General features: G+C 37.4%; 17 protein-coding genes. 4 read left to right on the top strand and 13 right to left on the bottom strand.

Features of this window, described 5'->3' with window-relative positions:
- Positions 1-3: 3 nt before the first annotated feature.
- From B3D94_RS10795 to B3D94_RS10775, 5 genes are all read right to left on the bottom strand, one after another.
- Complete coding sequence (locus tag B3D94_RS10795) at positions 4-918, bottom strand: ABC transporter permease (RefSeq protein ID WP_175423050.1); 915 nt, start codon at positions 916-918, stop codon at positions 4-6.
- A 17-nt stretch (positions 919-935) separates the two neighbouring features.
- A complete protein-coding gene (locus B3D94_RS10790; protein WP_069481885.1) occupies positions 936-1853 on the bottom strand; it encodes an ABC transporter permease in 918 nt (305 codons plus the stop codon).
- 65 nt (positions 1854-1918) lie between these two features.
- Positions 1919-3520 (bottom strand): ABC transporter substrate-binding protein, encoded by a 1602-nt coding sequence (locus B3D94_RS10785; protein ID WP_291757283.1) that lies wholly within the window; start codon positions 3518-3520, stop codon positions 1919-1921.
- Between the two features lie 8 nt (positions 3521-3528).
- Positions 3529-5019 (bottom strand): M81 family metallopeptidase, encoded by a 1491-nt coding sequence (locus B3D94_RS10780; protein ID WP_069481887.1) that lies wholly within the window; start codon positions 5017-5019, stop codon positions 3529-3531.
- A gap of 302 nt (positions 5020-5321) precedes the next feature.
- A complete protein-coding gene (locus B3D94_RS10775) occupies positions 5322-6701 on the bottom strand; it encodes a D-serine ammonia-lyase (RefSeq protein WP_083244709.1) in 1380 nt (459 codons plus the stop codon).
- Positions 6702-6850: 149 nt separating this feature from the next.
- Here B3D94_RS10775 and B3D94_RS10770 point away from each other — a divergent pair, with 149 nt between their 5' ends.
- Complete coding sequence (locus B3D94_RS10770; RefSeq protein ID WP_069481888.1) at positions 6851-7396, top strand: helix-turn-helix domain-containing protein; 546 nt, start codon at positions 6851-6853, stop codon at positions 7394-7396.
- A 600-nt stretch (positions 7397-7996) separates the two neighbouring features.
- Here B3D94_RS10770 and B3D94_RS10765 read toward each other — a convergent pair.
- On the bottom strand, positions 7997-9394 hold the full coding sequence (locus B3D94_RS10765) for a PLP-dependent aminotransferase family protein (RefSeq protein ID WP_069481889.1): 1398 nt from the start codon (positions 9392-9394) through the stop codon (positions 7997-7999).
- 129 nt (positions 9395-9523) lie between these two features.
- On the opposite strand from B3D94_RS10765, the gene B3D94_RS10760 reads away from it, so the two are divergent.
- On the top strand, positions 9524-10687 hold the full coding sequence (locus tag B3D94_RS10760; protein WP_069481890.1) for a PLP-dependent aminotransferase family protein: 1164 nt from the start codon (positions 9524-9526) through the stop codon (positions 10685-10687).
- Positions 10688-10731: 44 nt separating this feature from the next.
- Here B3D94_RS10760 and B3D94_RS10755 read toward each other — a convergent pair whose 3' ends face one another.
- Complete coding sequence (locus B3D94_RS10755) at positions 10732-11286, bottom strand: helix-turn-helix domain-containing protein (protein ID WP_069481891.1); 555 nt, start codon at positions 11284-11286, stop codon at positions 10732-10734.
- Between the two features lie 110 nt (positions 11287-11396).
- Between B3D94_RS10755 and B3D94_RS10750 the strand changes: the two genes are divergently transcribed.
- On the top strand, positions 11397-11984 hold the full coding sequence (locus tag B3D94_RS10750) for a LysE family transporter (protein WP_069481892.1): 588 nt from the start codon (positions 11397-11399) through the stop codon (positions 11982-11984).
- A 42-nt stretch (positions 11985-12026) separates the two neighbouring features.
- Here B3D94_RS10750 and B3D94_RS10745 read toward each other — a convergent pair whose 3' ends face one another.
- The 5 genes from B3D94_RS10745 to bioD form a co-directional block, all read right to left on the bottom strand.
- A complete protein-coding gene (locus tag B3D94_RS10745) occupies positions 12027-12149 on the bottom strand; it encodes a hypothetical protein (protein ID WP_008178200.1) in 123 nt (40 codons plus the stop codon).
- 390 nt (positions 12150-12539) lie between these two features.
- Positions 12540-13535: a biotin synthase BioB gene (bioB, locus tag B3D94_RS10740; protein ID WP_069481893.1), complete on the bottom strand. Its 996-nt coding sequence runs from the start codon at positions 13533-13535 to the stop codon at positions 12540-12542.
- Positions 13532-14125, bottom strand: a complete 594-nt coding sequence (locus B3D94_RS10735; RefSeq protein ID WP_069481894.1) for a biotin transporter BioY — start codon at positions 14123-14125, stop codon at positions 13532-13534. The genes bioB and B3D94_RS10735 overlap by 4 nt, the downstream gene beginning before the upstream one ends.
- Positions 14118-15494, bottom strand: coding sequence for an adenosylmethionine--8-amino-7-oxononanoate transaminase (gene bioA, locus B3D94_RS10730; RefSeq protein ID WP_069481895.1), 1377 nt, complete (start codon positions 15492-15494; stop codon positions 14118-14120). The genes B3D94_RS10735 and bioA overlap by 8 nt, the downstream gene beginning before the upstream one ends.
- Positions 15475-16179 carry a dethiobiotin synthase gene (gene bioD, locus B3D94_RS10725; RefSeq protein WP_258269011.1) on the bottom strand — a complete coding sequence of 235 codons (705 nt, stop codon included), beginning with the start codon at positions 16177-16179 and terminating at the stop codon, positions 15475-15477. The genes bioA and bioD overlap by 20 nt, the downstream gene beginning before the upstream one ends.
- A 263-nt stretch (positions 16180-16442) precedes the next feature.
- Between bioD and B3D94_RS10720 the strand changes: the two genes are divergently transcribed.
- The gene (locus tag B3D94_RS10720) at positions 16443-16907 is read left to right on the top strand and encodes a hypothetical protein (RefSeq protein ID WP_193832509.1); all 465 of its coding nucleotides are present in this window, start codon (positions 16443-16445) and stop codon (positions 16905-16907) included.
- 45 nt (positions 16908-16952) lie between these two features.
- Here B3D94_RS10720 and B3D94_RS10715 read toward each other — a convergent pair whose 3' ends face one another.
- Positions 16953-17993, bottom strand: a complete 1041-nt coding sequence (locus B3D94_RS10715) for a beta-carotene 15,15'-monooxygenase (RefSeq protein ID WP_291757282.1) — start codon at positions 17991-17993, stop codon at positions 16953-16955.
- Between the last annotated feature and the right edge of the window lie 94 nt (positions 17994-18087).

Below are 18087 nucleotides of genomic sequence, written 5' to 3'. Positions count from 1 at the left end.
CAGTTATTTTTGCCTTGGATCTAGTGCGTCACGCAATCCATCACCTAGCAGATTAAAGCCAAGGACGACTAACATAATGGCCATACCCGGGAAAAGGGACATCCACCAAGCCTGCCCTAAAAAGGCTTTCCCTACGTAAGCCATCGAACCCCATTCAGGAGTTGGAGGCTGAGCACCGAGCCCCAAGAAACTTAGCGCTGCAGCTACTAGAATACTAGTTCCAAATTGTAAGCTGGATAAAACAATGACGGGTGATAAGACGTTTGGAAATACGTGCTTTACAATGATTTTAAAATCTGAAACGCCAAGGGCCTTAACTGCCTCTATATATTCTTTTTCTCTTATTGATAAAACTGATCCTCGAACCACCCTTACATATGAAGGTATTGCCGAAATTGCGACTGCGATCATCGCGTTCGTTAATCCGACCCCAAGTACAGCAATAATAGCGATGGCAAGAAGGAGTGAAGGAAAAGCCAGTAAAATATCCATAACCTGCATAATATAAATATCAAGTTTACGATAATAGCCTGCTATCACTCCTAAAATGACACCGATAACACCTGCGATTAGCACTGCAACAAGCCCCATCATTAAGGAAACCCGACCACCATATACTATTCTTGAAAATATATCTCTCCCAAAATCATCTGTCCCTAAAAAATATTGTCCTCCTGGAGGTAAAAACCTTTGTTCGAAATTCATTACGTCAACTGGATGTGGAGCTATCCAAGGAGCAAGTAAGGAGATCGATACGAAGAACAATAAGATAAGAGCCCCACTAACAGCACTTTTGTTAGTTATTATTCTTTTCCCCACGATCGACCAGTAAGTTTTAGACTTTGCTTCAGAATCTTTATTGTGAGGAGGATTGAATTTAGTTTCTGAATCTGTAAGTTTAGGAGCTGAACTACTCAAAATACTTGCCTCCCTTTCTAATACTTAATACGAGGATCTATTAGACTGTAAACGAGATCCACGATCATATTAGTTATAATAAAAAGAAATGCCATAAATAGAACTAACCCTTGTACGGTTGGCAAATCCCTTTTAGTAATGGCTTCAATAGAAAAACTCCCTAACCCCGGTAGTGCAAATACCGTTTCTATGACTACTGCGCCTGCTAATAGAAAACCAAACTGTAGACCAATTAAAGTAATAACAGGGATCATCGCATTTTGGAGGGCATGCTTAAAAATCATAGGAATCATGGCAAGCCCTTTAGCTTGAGCCGTTCTCATAAAATCTTGTTTAATAACTTCAAGCATGCTAGACCTCGTCATTCTTGCTATATTGCCAGCTGAGCCTAAACCCAGTGTTATAGATGGCAAAATTAACGAGTAAAACCCTTGATATCCAGAAATAGGGAAAATATTGAATTGGTAGGAAAACATCCAAATTAAAAATAATGCTATCCAAAAACCTGGTGCAGATATTCCTATTAAGGAAATCACCATAGCTAGCTGGTCAAAGATTGTGTTTTGTTTCACTGCTGCTAAAATACCCATTAAAATTCCAATGACGGATCCAATGATTAAACTATACAGTGCTAGTTGTACTGTAATAGGAAAGCGAGCCATAATCTCTTCACCCACTGTCAAGCCCGTAATATAGGAAGTCCCTAAGTTCCCTTGTAACACATTTTTAATGTAATCAATGTATTGAATAAAAAGCGGTTGGTCTAAACCTAAATTACTTTTCATCTCTGCTATAGCCTCTTCTGAAGCAAAGTCTCCTAGAATATAAGTTACGGGATCACCCGGTATGAAATGCATCATCAAAAAGACTAAAATTGATACACCAATTAGAGTAATAACCATTGAAAGAGTTCGATTCAAAATATATTTAGACAAGTTTTAATCCCCCCCTTTAATAAGGCAGTTAGCAATGAGCGGTCCCTAAATTTACAAGTTAATTTTTATTTTGATGTGATATCATTGAAAATAATTGATTGTGAGTAAGGATTTTGTTTAAATCCATTAATGTCACGGTAAGCGGTTACATTTTCACGTACAAATAACGGAACCCAAGGAGACTCTTCCACAAGGAATTGCTGCGCTTGTTCATAAATTTTCATCCGCTCATCCGTATCCATCGTCTGACGTGCTTTCGTGAGTAAATTGTGTAATTCCTCAGGTTCGTAATGCATTCTTAATGAGCTTCCTTTTCCAAAAAGCATGTATAAGATATCTGGATCTGACCATCCATACATATTTAGAATGGCATCATGTAACCCCTTTGGTGTGTTTGCAGTAATTGCCGCTGGCTCTTGAACCGAAATATTAACTACAATACCAATCTCTTTTAATTGACCTTGCAGAATTTGGGCAATTCTTTGCATGACTGGCTCATCAGATAACCATAATTCAAATGAGAAAGGCTTTCCGTCCTTCTCAACTATTCCATCTCCATTTGTGTCTTTCCACCCAGCTTCTTCTAGCAACAATTTAGCTTTTTCCACATTTTGCGTGTATTTTTGTGCTGCCTCTCCTTCAACTTTCTCACTATATCCAGGAATGCTTTGAGGCAGTGGACCAAAGAGCGGTTTTGCATAGCCTTCCAAGGCAAATTCTACGAGTGGATCACGATTGATACCTAGTGCGATCGCTTGTCTAACACGTTTGTCTTGGAACATTGGCTTTTTATTATTGAAGCCTAAGTATGTTATGCCTTGTTCCAACATACTATCAATTTCCACACCTTCTGTTGCTTCAAGCTCTTTAATATAATTCGGTGGCACACTGGTCATAATTTGCGTGGTTCCTTTCTTAAATTCGAGTACCCTCGTATCGTCATCCGTAATGAAACGGAACTCATATTGATCAAAACCAGGTGCGCCCTTATTGTCTACAAAAGGTGGGCCCCAATTATAACCCTCATTTTTCATATAAGTAATAGAAGATCCACGTACTCTTTCCTCAAATTTAAATATTCCTGAAGCTGAAGGTTTTTTTCCAAAATCCTCACCGTACTCATCAAGTGCCATAGGATCCATCGGTGCTAAATAGGCGGTAGTTAATCCACTGGCAAAAGGTGCAAAAGGCTCTGTGAAATAAACCATTAATTTTTGTCCATCAGCTTCCATTTTGTCCACTGGTCCAGCTAAAAACTTGACGGCAGAATACTCTAGGAACCTTTCAAATGACTTTTTAACCGCTTCAGCAGTAAGTGGTTCCCCAGAATGGAACTTGACATTTCCATCTAAATAAAGGGTCCATATTTTGCCATCATCTGAAATGTCATATTTTTCGGCAAGACCTGGTATTATATTTCCCTCCAAGTCTCTTTTTAACAATGTGTCATAAATATTAGCTGTTGAATTATCAACCCAAGTTGTTTTATGGACATCAATTGTATCCGGCTCACGAACAGAAGAGATGACTAATGTATTCTTTGATTTGCTATCACCATTTCCAGAACTTTGTTCATTTGAATCTGGGGTACAGCCTGCTAAAATAACCATGATCATTACCATAACGATTAATTTAATAATTCTGCTGGTTTTCTTTTTCACCTTCATCCTCCCCTTTACTTAACTTTATCTTTCTGTAAAAATTCAACATCTTTTTTAAAAGGGTAAACTTCTTTTGCAAGTCTTGTATGTTCAAAAGAAAACAGATTGAAACTTGATAAACCAGGTGAGTCAACCGTAATGATTGTATGGGCTAAGGGTTCAAATCCGGCACGGAAATGCTGACTTGATTTTAAAGCAACAATTTTGTAGGACTTAATATCAATCCCGTGTAATAAAAAGATTTGTTCATCCAGTGTTTGGGACCTTTTGGAACAAACAACAATATCAATGTCACCAACTACTAACCTCGCAGACTTACCATAATCTACTTTTGCACCTTTTCCCATCAGAGAAGACTGGATAAATCGGCCATCTGCTAGAGTTTTAACATAAGCAGTTACCTTGAGCGGTTTTCCATGTAAATCATCTGTTTTGCCGCCAAGTAATACATCTATTGAAGCTCCTACCCCACTGTTATGAGCAATATTCACTACTTCAGGGTCATAAATAAAACTGAAACAAGCATTTTTAAGATCTGCGTTTATCATGGCTGAAAGTAAATGAGTACCATCACCTGGCGTACCCCCTCCAGGATTGTCTGAAGTTTCGTTAATGACAATTGGCTTTCCTTCTATTTTTAGTGCTCTTTTAATTCCTTCATCTGGATTAATAATGTCTGGAAAGAACATCTCTTTTGTATTCCAAATCTCCAAAGCGATTTCTTCTGCAGTTTGATCTGCAAGCTCCTGGTCATTATTAGTGACGGTCACCACCGAAACTCCAACTTCAGGTATATTCGTGTAAGGAAAGCCATGAAAGAATGTGCAATCAATAATTTTTTCATTTACTTCATGTGCCCAGCACAGTTCATTGATATTTTTTGCTGGTGGTAAATTTGTAGTAGATGTAGGAATCATAAGTGGGAGTTTTTTTAGACTCATTTTTGGTTGAAGCTCACCTGAAAGAATTTTTCGGGTAATATCGATTGCCTCGATTCCTCTTTCAAAACAATCAACATGTGGGTAAAAATTAACGCCTAATAGGACATCTGCTTCTTGAACCATCTGATCCGTTATATTTCCGTGTAGGTCTAGCGTGACGACAACAGGAATTTTATACCCGACAACTTCTCTAATAGCCGATAATATACCGCCTTCAAGATCATCAACGTCTTCCGCGACACCAGCACCATGAAGTGCAAGACAAATGGCATCATACTCTTTCACAGCTTTAATTGAATTCGTTAACTCCTGAAGAAGCACGTTGTAGGTTTCTTTTGTTATAACTCCAGAAGGCATGGCAAATGCTGAAAATAAAGGAATTATTTCTACTCCTGTTTCTTCAGCTCGCTCCATCATTCCACCCAAGTAATCTCTTACTTTACGATGTTTCTGTAAGATCTCGTCGCCATGAATCCATTCCCATTCCTTAAACGATTCAACAGTTGTTTTCTCATTAGCAAACGTGTTTGTCTCATGTGCAATTTCGCCTATCAAGATTTTCATTATTTTACCCACCCTTTTTGAAGTATTTACTTTAAAATAAAACAAAAATAAAGTAAATGTTTTATTTTTTAATCATATTGATTTTGGGCAAAGTTGTCAATACAGTTATTTATTTTTTCTAAAATTTCAGAATTTATTTTTTTATTGATACATGTACCTGTTCAGCCAGCGCTATCATCAAAACAGGACAACAATCTACCGACTCTTGTCCCGATAAATCTAAAAAAGCAACTGGACATAGCGATCGCCATGTTCAGTTGCAAAAAAATTGCTTATTTGTATAGAAAAGGCCCAGCACTTTTTTATCGAGAAACTATGTCTGGTCCATCAATTTTGGTTTCTAGCGCCAATTTCAAACCTTTTTGATAATATTGATTCATGATATCTTCAGGAACCATACTCCCCCCAGTTCCCCAAATAATATGTGTACTGTTACTCATTACTTGTTCTGTTAAATGAAGCTTGCTTAAATAATCAGCGCCCTCTTTAAATAATTTTATTGGTCCTAACATACCAGCTAGTGCTGATGGTTCTAAATAAATATCTTCATTATCGACAAGCTCCTTAAGTAACTTATACAATTGTTCATCGCTGACAGTAAAATTACCACTTAAAAAAGGTTCTATTGTCTTACCAACAAATCCAGAGGGTCTTCCTACAGCAAGTCCATCTGCCTCTGTTACATTATCAATACCAATCTCTTGCACAGAAACTTGATCATGCAGTCCTGTCATTAAACCGAGTAGCATACAAGGAGAGTGAGTAGGTTCAGCAAAGAAACAGTGAACATTATCTTCAAACAATAGCTTCAAGCCAAAAGCAATCCCCCCTGGACCTCCACCTACACCGCATGGAAGGTAAACCATTAACGGATGATGTTTATCTATCGTTATATTCAGATCATCTAATTGTTTTTTTAAGCGTGACGCAGCTACTGCATAGCCTAAAAATAAATCATGTGAATTTTCATCATCCACAAAATAGCATGTTGGGTCCTTTTCTGCCTGAATTCGACCTTCTTCCACTGCTTTACTATAATCAGCTTCATATTCAATAACCGTGACATGACTATTTCTGAGCAAGTCCTTTTTCCATTGCTTGGCATCTGCTGACATGTGAACAGTCACATTAAAACCTAATTTTGAGCTTATAATACCGATACTCAGCCCTAGATTCCCAGTTGATCCTACTGCAATAGAATAGTGTGAGAAGAAAGATCGAAACTTCTCACTAGCCAAAATTGAATAATCATCATCGACCGTTAACAAATTATGTTGAATAGCTAAATTCTCTGCATGTTTGAGAATTTCATAAATCCCCCCTCTAGCTTTGATAGATCCAGATATAGGAAGATGACTATCACATTTCAGTAATAAATCACCTAAAATCGGCTGCTGAAAAGTATTCTGTAATGATTGCTTCATGGCAGGAACATCCACTAGAGGAGATTCAATCATTCCCGCTGTTCCTTCCGTTTCAGGGAAAACCTTCGCGATATATGGAGCGAAGCGTACCAACCTTTCCTCCGCATCCCTTACATCCGCTTTGTTCAGAGGGGATTTTTTAATTCCTGATTGGAAAATCTCCACATTCGGATTTATCCAAAATACTTCCTCCATTCCTGTAAGCTTATCGAATAATGGATATTGTTCTTTCCATATTTGCATATCTTTTTTCATCATCTAGCTGATCCCCCCATTTTTCTTGTAGTAGTTCTAGTTATAAAATATAATTAAATAATATTTAATAAAGTTTAACATAATTGTCGTTTCTGTTAAATAAAATTTAATAACGTTAAATAATTTTTAATTCATACGATAGGAGTTTCAAAATGGAGAATTTTGATATTGGGAAGAAAGTTGAGAAATACCGAAAAATGAAGGATTTGACCAATAGAGAATTAGCAGCTTTAGCTGGCATTACCCCTTCCATGTTAAGCCAAATTGAACGGGGTCTAGCGAATCCATCCATTCAAACATTAAAAGTCTTAGCAAAAACTTTAGATGTTCCAACATTTAGCTTTTTTATGGAAGAAACAAACACCGAGGCTTTAGTAGTAAGATCCAATAAACGTAAGAAAATGATTATAGATAACTTGTCCTATGAGTTATTATCACCCGATTTCACAGGTAATTTGGCGTCAGCCATTATGACCGTTCCCCCCTATACGTCTTCATCAGAGAAACTTTTGGATCATAGAGGCGAGGAAATAGCAGTTATTATAGAAGGAAGCATAAAAATTTATTTGGGTGAGGAAGAATATCGTTTAGAAGTTGGTGATAGTGTGAAAATACCCGCAAATTTGAAGCATAAATGGGAAAATAATTCTAATACAGTGGCAGTTGTATTATTTTCTGTTACTCCTCCTATTTTTTAAAACATTAAAAGAGATATGTATGAATACTGACAAAATATATTTTTGTCTCAACTAAACAAATTTTAATATAGAAGGAGTTATCATGGTAATTTCAATTAGAGAAATCACTGAAAAAATTATTTGGAGGTTTGTGAGTTAACAAGTAATAAAAATGGCAACTTACATTGGTATGAAGAATTTATATGTAGTAATGCTGTATCTTTAGCGGAATCTGTGTATTCTTCAAATATGCATCCTATGTCCCTTTATAATGATGAGGTTTGAATAAGTTTCTTATATATGAACATTGCGAAAAAATTATATACATCTTATGGGTTTACGTTTACTGGGAAAGTAAACACTTTTACAGGGAACATGACAATTCATGAATATTATTATAGGCTAGATTTTAAAGGTTGGCTGTAAGTACATAATCGAGTCCGTAGACAAACTTAATATTTTAAAAGTTTGTCTACGGACTTTTATGTTTTTCTTCATGGATAGTAATGGCTAGCGCTCTTACAAAATTTTAGTTTCCTATAATTGCAATAGACTTGCCCATCTAAGAATCACGCACTCTTCATTAAGATCTCTGCACCTCTTCCTATGACTTAAAGATTATTAATCAACAAATACATAGTCACCATTACTTTCGAGAATATCCTTTAAAATTATTAATGCTTGCTCCAGCTGATACTCTGGAGCTGCAATAGCCATACGCACAGCATTCACTGGCTTTGCATTGCCGACCGCAAAGCGTTCCGCAGCATAGACCTGTACACCGGCTTTCGAGGCCAGCAATTCAAATTGTACGCCTGTGAATTTGTCTGGCAATAGGAGCCATCTGAAAATACATTCCTCATCACCAAGAATTTCATACTCTGCTAAGTAATGATTAACAAGTGCATTTTGCTGTTTTGCATATGCTCGATGTTTTTCCAATATCGTTTGCGCTACCCCTTCATGTATCAATCTTGCTGCAAGCTCTAGCATAATTGGAGAGACTGATATATTGATATTATAGAGAGTCTCTATCATTTTCTTTCGAAGTGCAGGAGGTGTGACGATAAAAGATAGTCGTAATCCTGGTGAGATCGTTTTCGACAGACTAGCAATATAGATCACTTTATCAGGTGCATAGGAAGCAATTGGAGCGTATGGTTTTTCCTTAAGGAAGCTATAAATTGCATCCTCAATAACAATCAAATTTTTCTGTCTAGCTACTTCTGCGATCATTTTTCTTGTTTCTACCGACATCGTATGTGTAGTTGGATTATGAAAATCAGGGATAACATAGATACCTTTAATATGTTCATTTTTACAAGCATACAACAGTCCTTCTTTTGTCATTTCACCCTGGCATTGTTGAATAGCGACAAGCTGTATACCTAGCATATTTGCCGCAGTTTTCATCCCAGCGTAAGTAATGGGATCTGTCCCAATTCGATCCCCTGGCTGGAATAATGCCGCAAGTGTTCCGACAATGGCATTTTGTCCGCCCGCTCCAAGCAAAATGGGCTGACCTGTTTGAAAATTCACCAATTCGAAGAGCTTTAGCACGGCCTCATTTTGCCACGCATTACCCTCAGGTCGTCCATATTGAAATAGTTTATGAAAGCTAGGTTCGCTTACCATTTTTTTCATATAGCGAGTAATGTCCTCATTGACAAAGTTGTCTGGTAGTACGGAGCCCATTTCAATGATCGGTGTCGTCCGGTTTGTTGGTAATAAAATTTTATTGCTAGCTGCATCCGTTGAAACAAATGTGCCACTACCAATAGAGGCATATATTAATCCCTTTTGTCCACAGAGCTTAAATGCACGTGTAATCGTGCTTAAATTCACATCTAAAAAATCAGCTAATTCGCGTTGTGGTGGCAATTTTGTTCCTGGCGTTAGCTTTCCTTCTTTAATGTCTTCCTCTAGCTGTTGTGCAATGGCTATATATAATGGAGCCGTGCTACTACTAATATCTGGCTTCCAACTCATAGGATACGCATCAAATGAATTAATAGGCATTCGCAAAGCGCCTTCTTTCTATTAATTTGCATACAATAGTTTAATTGTCTTGCATACAATGATAATATTGTATGCAACCGATGACAATGATATAATTTTTAAAAAATCAGAAAAAAAGGACCGATTATTATGCAATATTCTGAAAGAATCTTAAATACTCCATCCTCATTTATTCGAAATATTTTGAAAGTGACCGATGCAGAGGATGTCATTTCCTTTGCTGGTGGGCTTCCAAACCCAATTTCTTTCCCAATTGATGCGTTAAGAGCATCAGTAGATCAAGCTATTACAAAAAACGGTAGCCGCCTTTTTCAGTATTCTTCAACACAAGGTTACGCACCATTACGTGAGTACATTGCAGCGAAGTATCAACGTTTACACGGACTTGATATACATGCTGACGACGTCTTTATTACAACAGGTTCACAGCAAGCACTTGAATTAATTGGTAAAGTGCTTATTAATAAGGGCGATGGCATCATTATCGAAGAGCCTGGTTATTTAGGGGCTATCCAAGCCTTTACATTAGCTGAACCAACCTTCCATGGGGTAACACTAGAAAACGATGGTCTTAATCTGGAAGAATTAGAGCAAGCTCTACAACAACCAAATGTAAAATTTATTTACACAGTTCCAAACTTCCAAAATCCAACGGGTCTAACATACTCGAAAGAAAAGCGTGAGCAAATTTACGAATTGGTTGCCAAATACGATGTTGCTTTAATTGAGGATGATCCTTATGGGGAGCTCCGTTTCCAGGGCGAGCCTCTTCCTTATATCGGCGCTGGTAAATTAGAAAATAGTATTTTACTAGGTTCTTTCTCTAAGACGGTCACACCTGGTATGCGCCTAGGGTTTATCATTACAAAAAATAAAGAGCTATTACAGCATATCGAAACAGCTAAGCAAGCTTCTGATCTTCATACGAATATTTTCTCGCAATATGTTATCTATGATTATTTAGCAAGTAATGATTACACGGAGCATGTTAATAAAATAATTAGCCTATATAAAAATCAATCAGAAGCGATGCTGGATGCGATGCAAGAGTTTTTCCCTGCACATGTCGAGTACACACGACCAGAGGGAGGCATGTTCATTTGGGCGACAATGAAAGATGGTACGCCAGCCCTTGATGTATTCCATAAAGCGATGGAACAAAAGGTTGCCTTCGTGCCTGGTGATCCATTCTATACATCCAAAACAAACGTGAATACAATGCGATTAAACTATACAAATGCAACACCTGAAGTAATCCGCGAGGGTATCAAACGTTTAGCAAGTATACTGTAAAAAATGAAACCGTATAAACGCTTTGAAGGCGTTTATACGGTTTATTAATGTGGATAGTATATGGTCATGCTGAGACGTGTTAAAGTCTCCCCGGGGTTGATATATGTGTGGGGGCGATCAGCTTTAAAACGGATTGCATCACCGCTTGCTAATCGATAGTCCTTATCTTGTATTCGAATAATTAATTCCCCATCAAAAACAGTTAGATATTCCTCCGTTTCTTCTCTATGCGCCTCAGCGTGTAATGTCCCATTTTCCTTTATCTCGATACTATAAATTTCAAAGCGGCTATCCTTTTGAAAAGGAAAATGAGGATAGACGATATATTTCCCGTTATCTTCCTCTAATGCATGAATGTCCTTGCCTAAGATGAGCTCTGTCTCTGCCTGCGGTTGATGAATAAGCTCTGTGAAGGAAACTTTTAACCCATTAGCTATTTTCCAAATAGTAGTTAATGTGGGGCTCGATTCCCCTCTTTCAATTTGTCCGATCATGGCTTTACTTACGCCACTTAATTGCGATACCTTCTCTAGGCTTAATTTCTCTCTCTCACGAATAGCCTTTAAATTTCGAGCAAAAATCAGTTGAATATCATCCATATTTAATCTCCTTATATACAACATAACGCACGTTGTGTACAATAAAACAAACAACGTTATAATGTCTGTTTCGGACATTATAACATACAAATTGAAAGTGGTGATGATCCTTGCCTGTATTTTCCTTTTTAGTTTTTATCACGATTACAAGCTTCACTCCTGGCCCTAACAACTTTATGGCGATGGTATTTGCTAAACAGCATGGCTTATCAAAAACTTTGCCCTTCTGTTTAGGTGTAGGGATTGGTTTTTTTATCATTATTGCTCTAAGCAGCTTTTTCAACATAGTCATGCTAAATATTTTACCGATCATTAAATTGCCCTTAACCATTTTTGGTGTCTGCTATATGCTATACTTAGCCTTTAAAATTGTAACAAGCAACGAGCAGGAAGAAAGCAATGAGGTAGAAGAAAAACGGAACTTATTTTTTGTAGGAACTTTCTTACAATTTATCAATCCAAAAGGAATACTATTTGGGATTACCGTTGTTGCCACTTACATCCTTCCTTATAATTCTTCCTATATAAGCTATCTACTTTTCGCAATCTTTTTAGGCTTCGTTGGGATCATTAGTACATTTAGTTGGGCATTATGTGGGTCCGTTTTTCAAAAAGTATTGCAACAGCATCGACAATTATTTAATATCATCATGGCTTTATTACTTGTTTATAGCGCATTTTCAATTGTTGTTCATTAAAAAAACAGCCCTCAACTGTCGAGGGCTGTAGTAAAAGAACTTTTATTTTGTATATGTTAAAACCGCATTTTTTTTGAATTTCGCCAAAGCTTCTGTTGCCTCATTTTTGTTTGCATACTCAAAAATTCGAACATCCTTTTTATCAAATACTGTAATAACCCACATGTAAAAAGCTCCCTTCTCTTATTTTTTGTACTATAACAATTACTAAAACTTGTGAGACTATTCGTCAACTGTTTTACAACAATTCCTTACTTGATTCTTATTTTACGCTGAATTTTTGAAAAAGAAAGCTTTATGTGAAGGTCTTCACAAACTGTTCAATTTCAAACCGCTTACATTGAACAATTTGTGAATTTCTTTATTTTTTAGGTATATAACCGGTTTGGAATGTTAGGATTATCCGTCACTTTTCGCTCTATATCCATTGCATTTCGGCTTTTATCCGTAGCTTCTTTCTATTTATCCATCCTTATTACAATTCTATCCATACTTAAGCAAAAAACCGTAGCGAATGTACGGTTTTCTGTAGTAGTAGATTTCATTTCTAAAACCCTAACAAAATGCTGCTTCTTGCTTTTGTGTTAATTCAATCTCAAAGCCTAAATCCTCCAACATACGATAATCACTATTTGCTTCCTGACCAGCAGTTGTTAAATAATCCCCGACGAATATACTATTCGCCGCATAGAGGCCCAGTGGCTGTAGAGAGCCGAGATTGATTTCACGTCCACCGGAAATTCGAATTTCCTTTGTTGGATTGATATAACGGAATAATGCTAAAACCTTTAAACAATAGCGTGGATTTAAGTCCTTTGTCCCTTCCAGCTTTGTGCCATCAATCGCATTTAAAAAGTTAACAGGAATAGAATCTGCATCTAAATGATGGAGGGCACGCGCAATATTGACGACATCCTCCCTAGTTTCCTTCATCCCAATAATGGCGCCCGAACAAGGGGAGATACCATGTTTTTTAACGATCTCTACCGTATTGACACGATCCTCATACGTATGTGAAGTCGTAATGAAGGAATGGTGACGCTCAGAGGTGTTCAAATTATGGTTATAGCGATCCACCCCAGCCTCCTTTAATTGCTGTGCCTGTTCTTCTTTTAGCAAGCCAAGGCAGGCACAAACCTTCAAGCCATATTTTTCTTTAATTTCAGCAACTGCATCACTTACGACATTGACATCCTTCCGTGTCGGTCCACGACCACTTGCTACAATGCAATACGTTCCAATCTTATTATCAAATGCTCGTTTCGCACCAGCTAAGATTTCCTCTTTCGTAATAAAAGGATATTTTTCAATAGGCGCTGTTGATTTAGAGGATTGAGAACAATAGCCACAATCCTCTGGGCAGTACCCGCTTTTAGCATTCATAATCATATTCAGTTTTACTTTTTTACCATAATAATGCCGACGAATAGCAAAGGCACCGTCCATCAGTTGTAATAGCTCATCATCCTTACTATTTAAAATAGCAAGTGCCTCCTCATTGCTAATGATTTTGCCACCGATTACTTCCTGTGCTACCTGTAAAAAATTCATATCATCGTCTCCCCTTCCCCTTGAGAAATACTTACTCTTCTAGCTGACTGAAATACTTTATACAATTTCTCTGCTAATAAGCCGGCTGTAATAGCTAAGCCAAAGTCAGCAATGATACTGCTTACAAAGCCAACAACAAAAACATGTGACCAGCTTGTTTTCATATCTAACCAGAAGTTTAAAGCTATATATAAATACGGAACAGCTACAGCATATACAATGAAAAGCCCCAAAATGGTCGCCCCAATAAAATGCTTTTTCGTTGGCTTCTCAATTCTCTCTACGATCATTCCAATTACATACGAGGCAAGAACAAAGCCAATAAGATAGCCAAATGTGGGTTGTAATACATAAGTGATCCCTCCGCCCTGAGTAAAAACAGGTAGCCCTACTAATCCAACACCGATATAAACAAGCTGACTATAAAGCCCGTTGTGGCTACCTAGTAAACAACCTGCTAAAAAGACGAAAACAATTTGTAAAGTAAATGGGACAATCGGTAAAGGAATTTTAATAAACGCCCCTATCGCCGTTAAGGCAGCGAACATAGCAATCATGACTAACGCTAATGTGGAATGACGTTTAATCAACTTCATTCCCCCTATCTTTGAAAAATTGTTCAATTGTTTCTTTCGTTGTATTAATCATAAAAGTCATTTCTTCATTTGAAATGATGTAAGGTGGCATAAAATATACAATATTGCCAAGAGGTCGTATGAGTAGTCCTTTTACTAACGCTTGTTGATAAATTTGGTAACCAATTCGTTCTTCACTAGCAAATGGCTCTTTCGTCTGACGGTCTACAACAAGTTCTATAGCCCCCACTAAACCAACTTGTCGGTATTCACCCACATATGGCATATCACCAAATGCTGCCATTGCTAGCTCTCGCATTTGTTGCCCCTTGCGTTGAATCATGTCCATTATTTGCTCTTCTTCAAATATTGTTAATACTTCCAACGCCACACGACATGCCAATGTATTGCCAGAATAGCTATGAGAATGTAAAAATGCTTTCATTGTTCCATATTCATCATAAAATGCGTTATAAACTTCATCATTTGTTAGGACAGCAGATAATGGTAAATAGCCGCCTGTTATGCCTTTGGATAAACACATAAAATCAGGTGAGATACTCGCCTGCTCACAGGCAAACATTGTCCCTGTACGACCGAATCCAACAGCAATTTCATCAGCAATTAAATGAACATCATATTGTGAGCATAATGCTCGTAGCCTTTTTAAATAAATAGGTGGATACATTTTCATTCCTGCTGCTGCCTGAATAAGTGGTTCTATAATAACAGCCGTGATTTCCTCATGATGCATCTTGAGCTGTTCTTCTACAAACTGACTACATGATGCGTCACAGCTTTCTGGTAATTTCTGAAACGGGCAACGGAAACAATCCGGCCCCTGGGCACGTACAGTATCCAATAAAAGTGGCTCAAATACTTCATTGTAAAGTCCTACCCCCCCTACAGATAATGCACCAACGGTTTCACCATGGTACGCATCTGTAAACGCTAGAAACCTAGTTTTTGTTTGTTTTCCAGTTTGCATATGGTATTGAAAGCTCATCTTCAATGCCACTTCAACGGCAGAAGAGCCGTTATCCGCAAGAAATACTTTATGTAAACCAGGTGGTGCTAAAGCGACTAATTTTTCAGCTAATCGAATAGCCGGTTCATGTGTAAAATTAGCAAAAATCGTATGCTCCAATGTAAAGGCTTGATGACTTAAGGCTCGACTAATACGCGGGTTGGCATGTCCAAATAAATTTACCCACCATGAGGAAACAGCGTCCAAATAGTGTTTATCATGCTCATCATAAAGCCACACACCTTGTCCTTTTTTTATGACAATTGGCGGAAATGCTTCATAATCTTTCATTTGCGAGCACGGATGCCAAATATGCTGTAAATCTCTAGCTTGTAATTCAGTTATTTCTCGTACCATTTCCATAAAGCCTTTCAAATAAAGTTGTGTGTGTAATGTTAATATTCACTAGCTGTGAAATGTCCTGAAGACGTGGAATAACCGCATAGGGCAAAGGGTGATACTGTAAAATCGTATTTATATTGTCCTGTTCCATCATACTGCCCGTGTCACCATTAAAAACAATGCCAAGAACGTCAATCTGGCGTGATTGCAATGCCTCCATCGTTAACAAGGTGTGATTGATTGTCCCAAGTGATGTCCTTGTAACGAGCACTACTGGCAATTTGCTGCTAACAATGACATCAAGCAGTGTTTTGCTTTGTTGAACATCTAAAGGCACAAATAATCCCCCTGCTCCCTCGGCAATAACGACATCGTAGGATTCTTGTAAGAATTGCATACGCTGTAAAAGATTTTCTACATCAATTTGCTGTCCCTCCAGTTGAGCAGCAAAATGAGGAGATGCGGCCTCCTTAAACGAATAGCCATTCATATGCTCTTTATTTAATGCTTGCAAGGAATACTTTTCATACATAGCTGTATCTGCATAATAGCTATGCAAATTGTCGTATACCTCTCCTGTTTGCACAGGCTTGAAAGGTGTAATGTTCAGCCCCAGCCTTTGCAATTGACACATCAACAGCGTGGTGACAATCGTTTTACCAACATCTGTATCAGTACCGACAACCCAAAAATGTTGCATTGTTAACCACCCCCTCTCATTAAGTTAACCTAATACAATTTAAAAGTTAACACATTTAATTTCTTTTTGTAAATGCCTATTCTTTAATTTCTCAGAAACTTGCACAAAAATAGCAAAATCTTGTCATAGCTTCTTGAAAATTTAGACCTTTCAAAGAATGCACTAACTGAATACGCTTTTTCATAAAATAAAGTAGGAGATACTTCTTAAATGAAAGGAGTTTTATCGAGTTGTGTAGTATTACACTATATGGGGGTGGTTGTATGTTTGGGATTTTTAAAGACGCAGAGAAAAGCATTGATACATATGAGCAAGTGCATACAATTTTAAAATCATTGCTTACCTATGAACTAAAAGAATTACCGACTCGCTATGAATTTTGGTATCGTGTAGCTATTCGTCAGGAGGAGTGTCGTAGTCTTCAAGCGGAACATCGTGCAAAAATTTCGATGACCTCTGCAGTAGGACGGTTTCATCAAAAACAATATGAAGCGATGACAAAAAAACTAGCCAAACTGGAGCGCCTAGCTGACATCTATAAATTATTTTGTCTGGAGGAAGAACGAGCGAATCTAAATCATCGACTATCCTTCCATCAAGAAGACATTGCCGCTCTATACGATCATATTCAGCATAAAGAGCTTTATACGTATTGTGACTCGGTTCAACTGCAATTTTGGGAAGCCATCCGTGATGACATTTTACATGCAATCGCAGACCTTGATTAAATAAAAAAAGCCAACGTTTTTATTCAAAACGTTGGCTATATATATTTAGGCAAAATGCTTTGACATTCTTAGTTGAAGCAATTGTTTAAATTCTTGTGACTGGTCAACTTTAATCGCTACTTGATGATAGCTTTTTTTAATGCCTAACATAAAGGTCACTTCCACTGGCTCTTTCATTTTTAAAATAACGTGCGGATAAGCTTCACCAAAATCACGTGCCACGAAATCTATCGTATCCTTTGATAATTTTCCTTCTAATAGTACCTTATCCTCTATGATCTCTTCAATTTTATTAAAGTCTATTTCTGTACGCTTCATTAAACCTAGCGAAATATATATTGTTTCGTCTGTTACGTATACAGGATTTAATCGAATCGCCTGCATATCTGCGATAAAAAAGATCACTGAATACACATTAAAAATGAGCAAAACAATGGAAAGGATCATGGACTTCTCATGTAGCCACCAGTGAATGCCAATTGTTTCAATCACAATACCGTGGATAATCATCAGTTGAAAAGCGATATAGCTAGAATTTTTATGCAAAGTGAAACCGAGTCGTTCTTGTCGCTTCCAGCTAGCAAACCCATAATAAAGGACAAGTAAATCCGAACAAATCATTTGAATGACAGAATGCTGTGGTATTTGTTTTTCCACAGCTTTTGAAAATGAAAATAAATCGGGTAATGAACTGGCACGTACTTCGGCAAGCACTCTTGGTAGATAGCCTACAAGTGTAGCAATGAGTAAAATTTCTAACACGATCATTATGCCTTCAATGGCAAAGCCTGCCCACGTGACTGCCACAAAGGGCTGAAGATGCTCTAGCGGAATGATAAAACGTGCGGCAATACAGCCAACTGCGGCTAATAATATGGCTCGCTTTAATGAAAACTTCCCTTTATAAAGCATCCATAATACAGGTATGATGACTACTAAATCAATAAGGGAACCTAGGACAACTCCATTTGTTTCAATTGGCAAGATGGAAGAACCAAGCCCCGTATTATAAAGCGTATAATTGCTGACTAACACGATGAATAAAAAGGCTAGCCAAATATGCTGCTTTTTCCTTAAAACCATCATTCTAACGCCCCCTACATACTATTAATTTCACTTTATTGTAAATGGTGAATCATGTATAGATTGCAGGCATAAATAATCATATTTTTTCCATTTA

The sequence above is a fragment of the Lysinibacillus sp. UBA5990 genome (genome assembly GCF_002429815.1).
Lineage (GTDB): Bacteria > Bacillota > Bacilli > Bacillales_A > Planococcaceae > Lysinibacillus > Lysinibacillus fusiformis.
This window is presented reverse-complemented; position numbering and strand designations above follow the sequence as displayed.

Bases quoted from the DNA above. Each gene is read 5' to 3' on its own strand.
- B3D94_RS10785 (WP_291757283.1), bottom strand. From the start codon at position 3,520: ATGAAGGTGAAAAAGAAAACCAGCAGAATTATTAAATTAATCGTTATG.
- B3D94_RS10780 (WP_069481887.1), bottom strand. From the start codon at position 5,019: ATGAAAATCTTGATAGGCGAAATTGCACATGAGACAAACACGTTTGCT.
- B3D94_RS10775 (WP_083244709.1), bottom strand. From the start codon at position 6,701: ATGATGAAAAAAGATATGCAAATATGGAAAGAACAATATCCATTATTC.
- B3D94_RS10770 (WP_069481888.1), top strand. From the start codon at position 6,851: ATGGAGAATTTTGATATTGGGAAGAAAGTTGAGAAATACCGAAAAATG.
- B3D94_RS10765 (WP_069481889.1), bottom strand. From the start codon at position 9,394: ATGCCTATTAATTCATTTGATGCGTATCCTATGAGTTGGAAGCCAGAT.
- B3D94_RS10760 (WP_069481890.1), top strand. From the start codon at position 9,524: ATGCAATATTCTGAAAGAATCTTAAATACTCCATCCTCATTTATTCGA.
- B3D94_RS10755 (WP_069481891.1), bottom strand. From the start codon at position 11,286: ATGGATGATATTCAACTGATTTTTGCTCGAAATTTAAAGGCTATTCGT.
- B3D94_RS10745 (WP_008178200.1), bottom strand. From the start codon at position 12,149: ATGTGGGTTATTACAGTATTTGATAAAAAGGATGTTCGAATTTTTGAG.
- bioB (WP_069481893.1), bottom strand. From the start codon at position 13,535: ATGAATTTTTTACAGGTAGCACAGGAAGTAATCGGTGGCAAAATCATT.
- bioA (WP_069481895.1), bottom strand. From the start codon at position 15,494: ATGGTACGAGAAATAACTGAATTACAAGCTAGAGATTTACAGCATATT.
- bioD (WP_258269011.1), bottom strand. From the start codon at position 16,179: ATGCAACATTTTTGGGTTGTCGGTACTGATACAGATGTTGGTAAAACG.
- B3D94_RS10720 (WP_193832509.1), top strand. From the start codon at position 16,443: ATGTTTGGGATTTTTAAAGACGCAGAGAAAAGCATTGATACATATGAG.
- B3D94_RS10715 (WP_291757282.1), bottom strand. From the start codon at position 17,993: ATGATGGTTTTAAGGAAAAAGCAGCATATTTGGCTAGCCTTTTTATTC.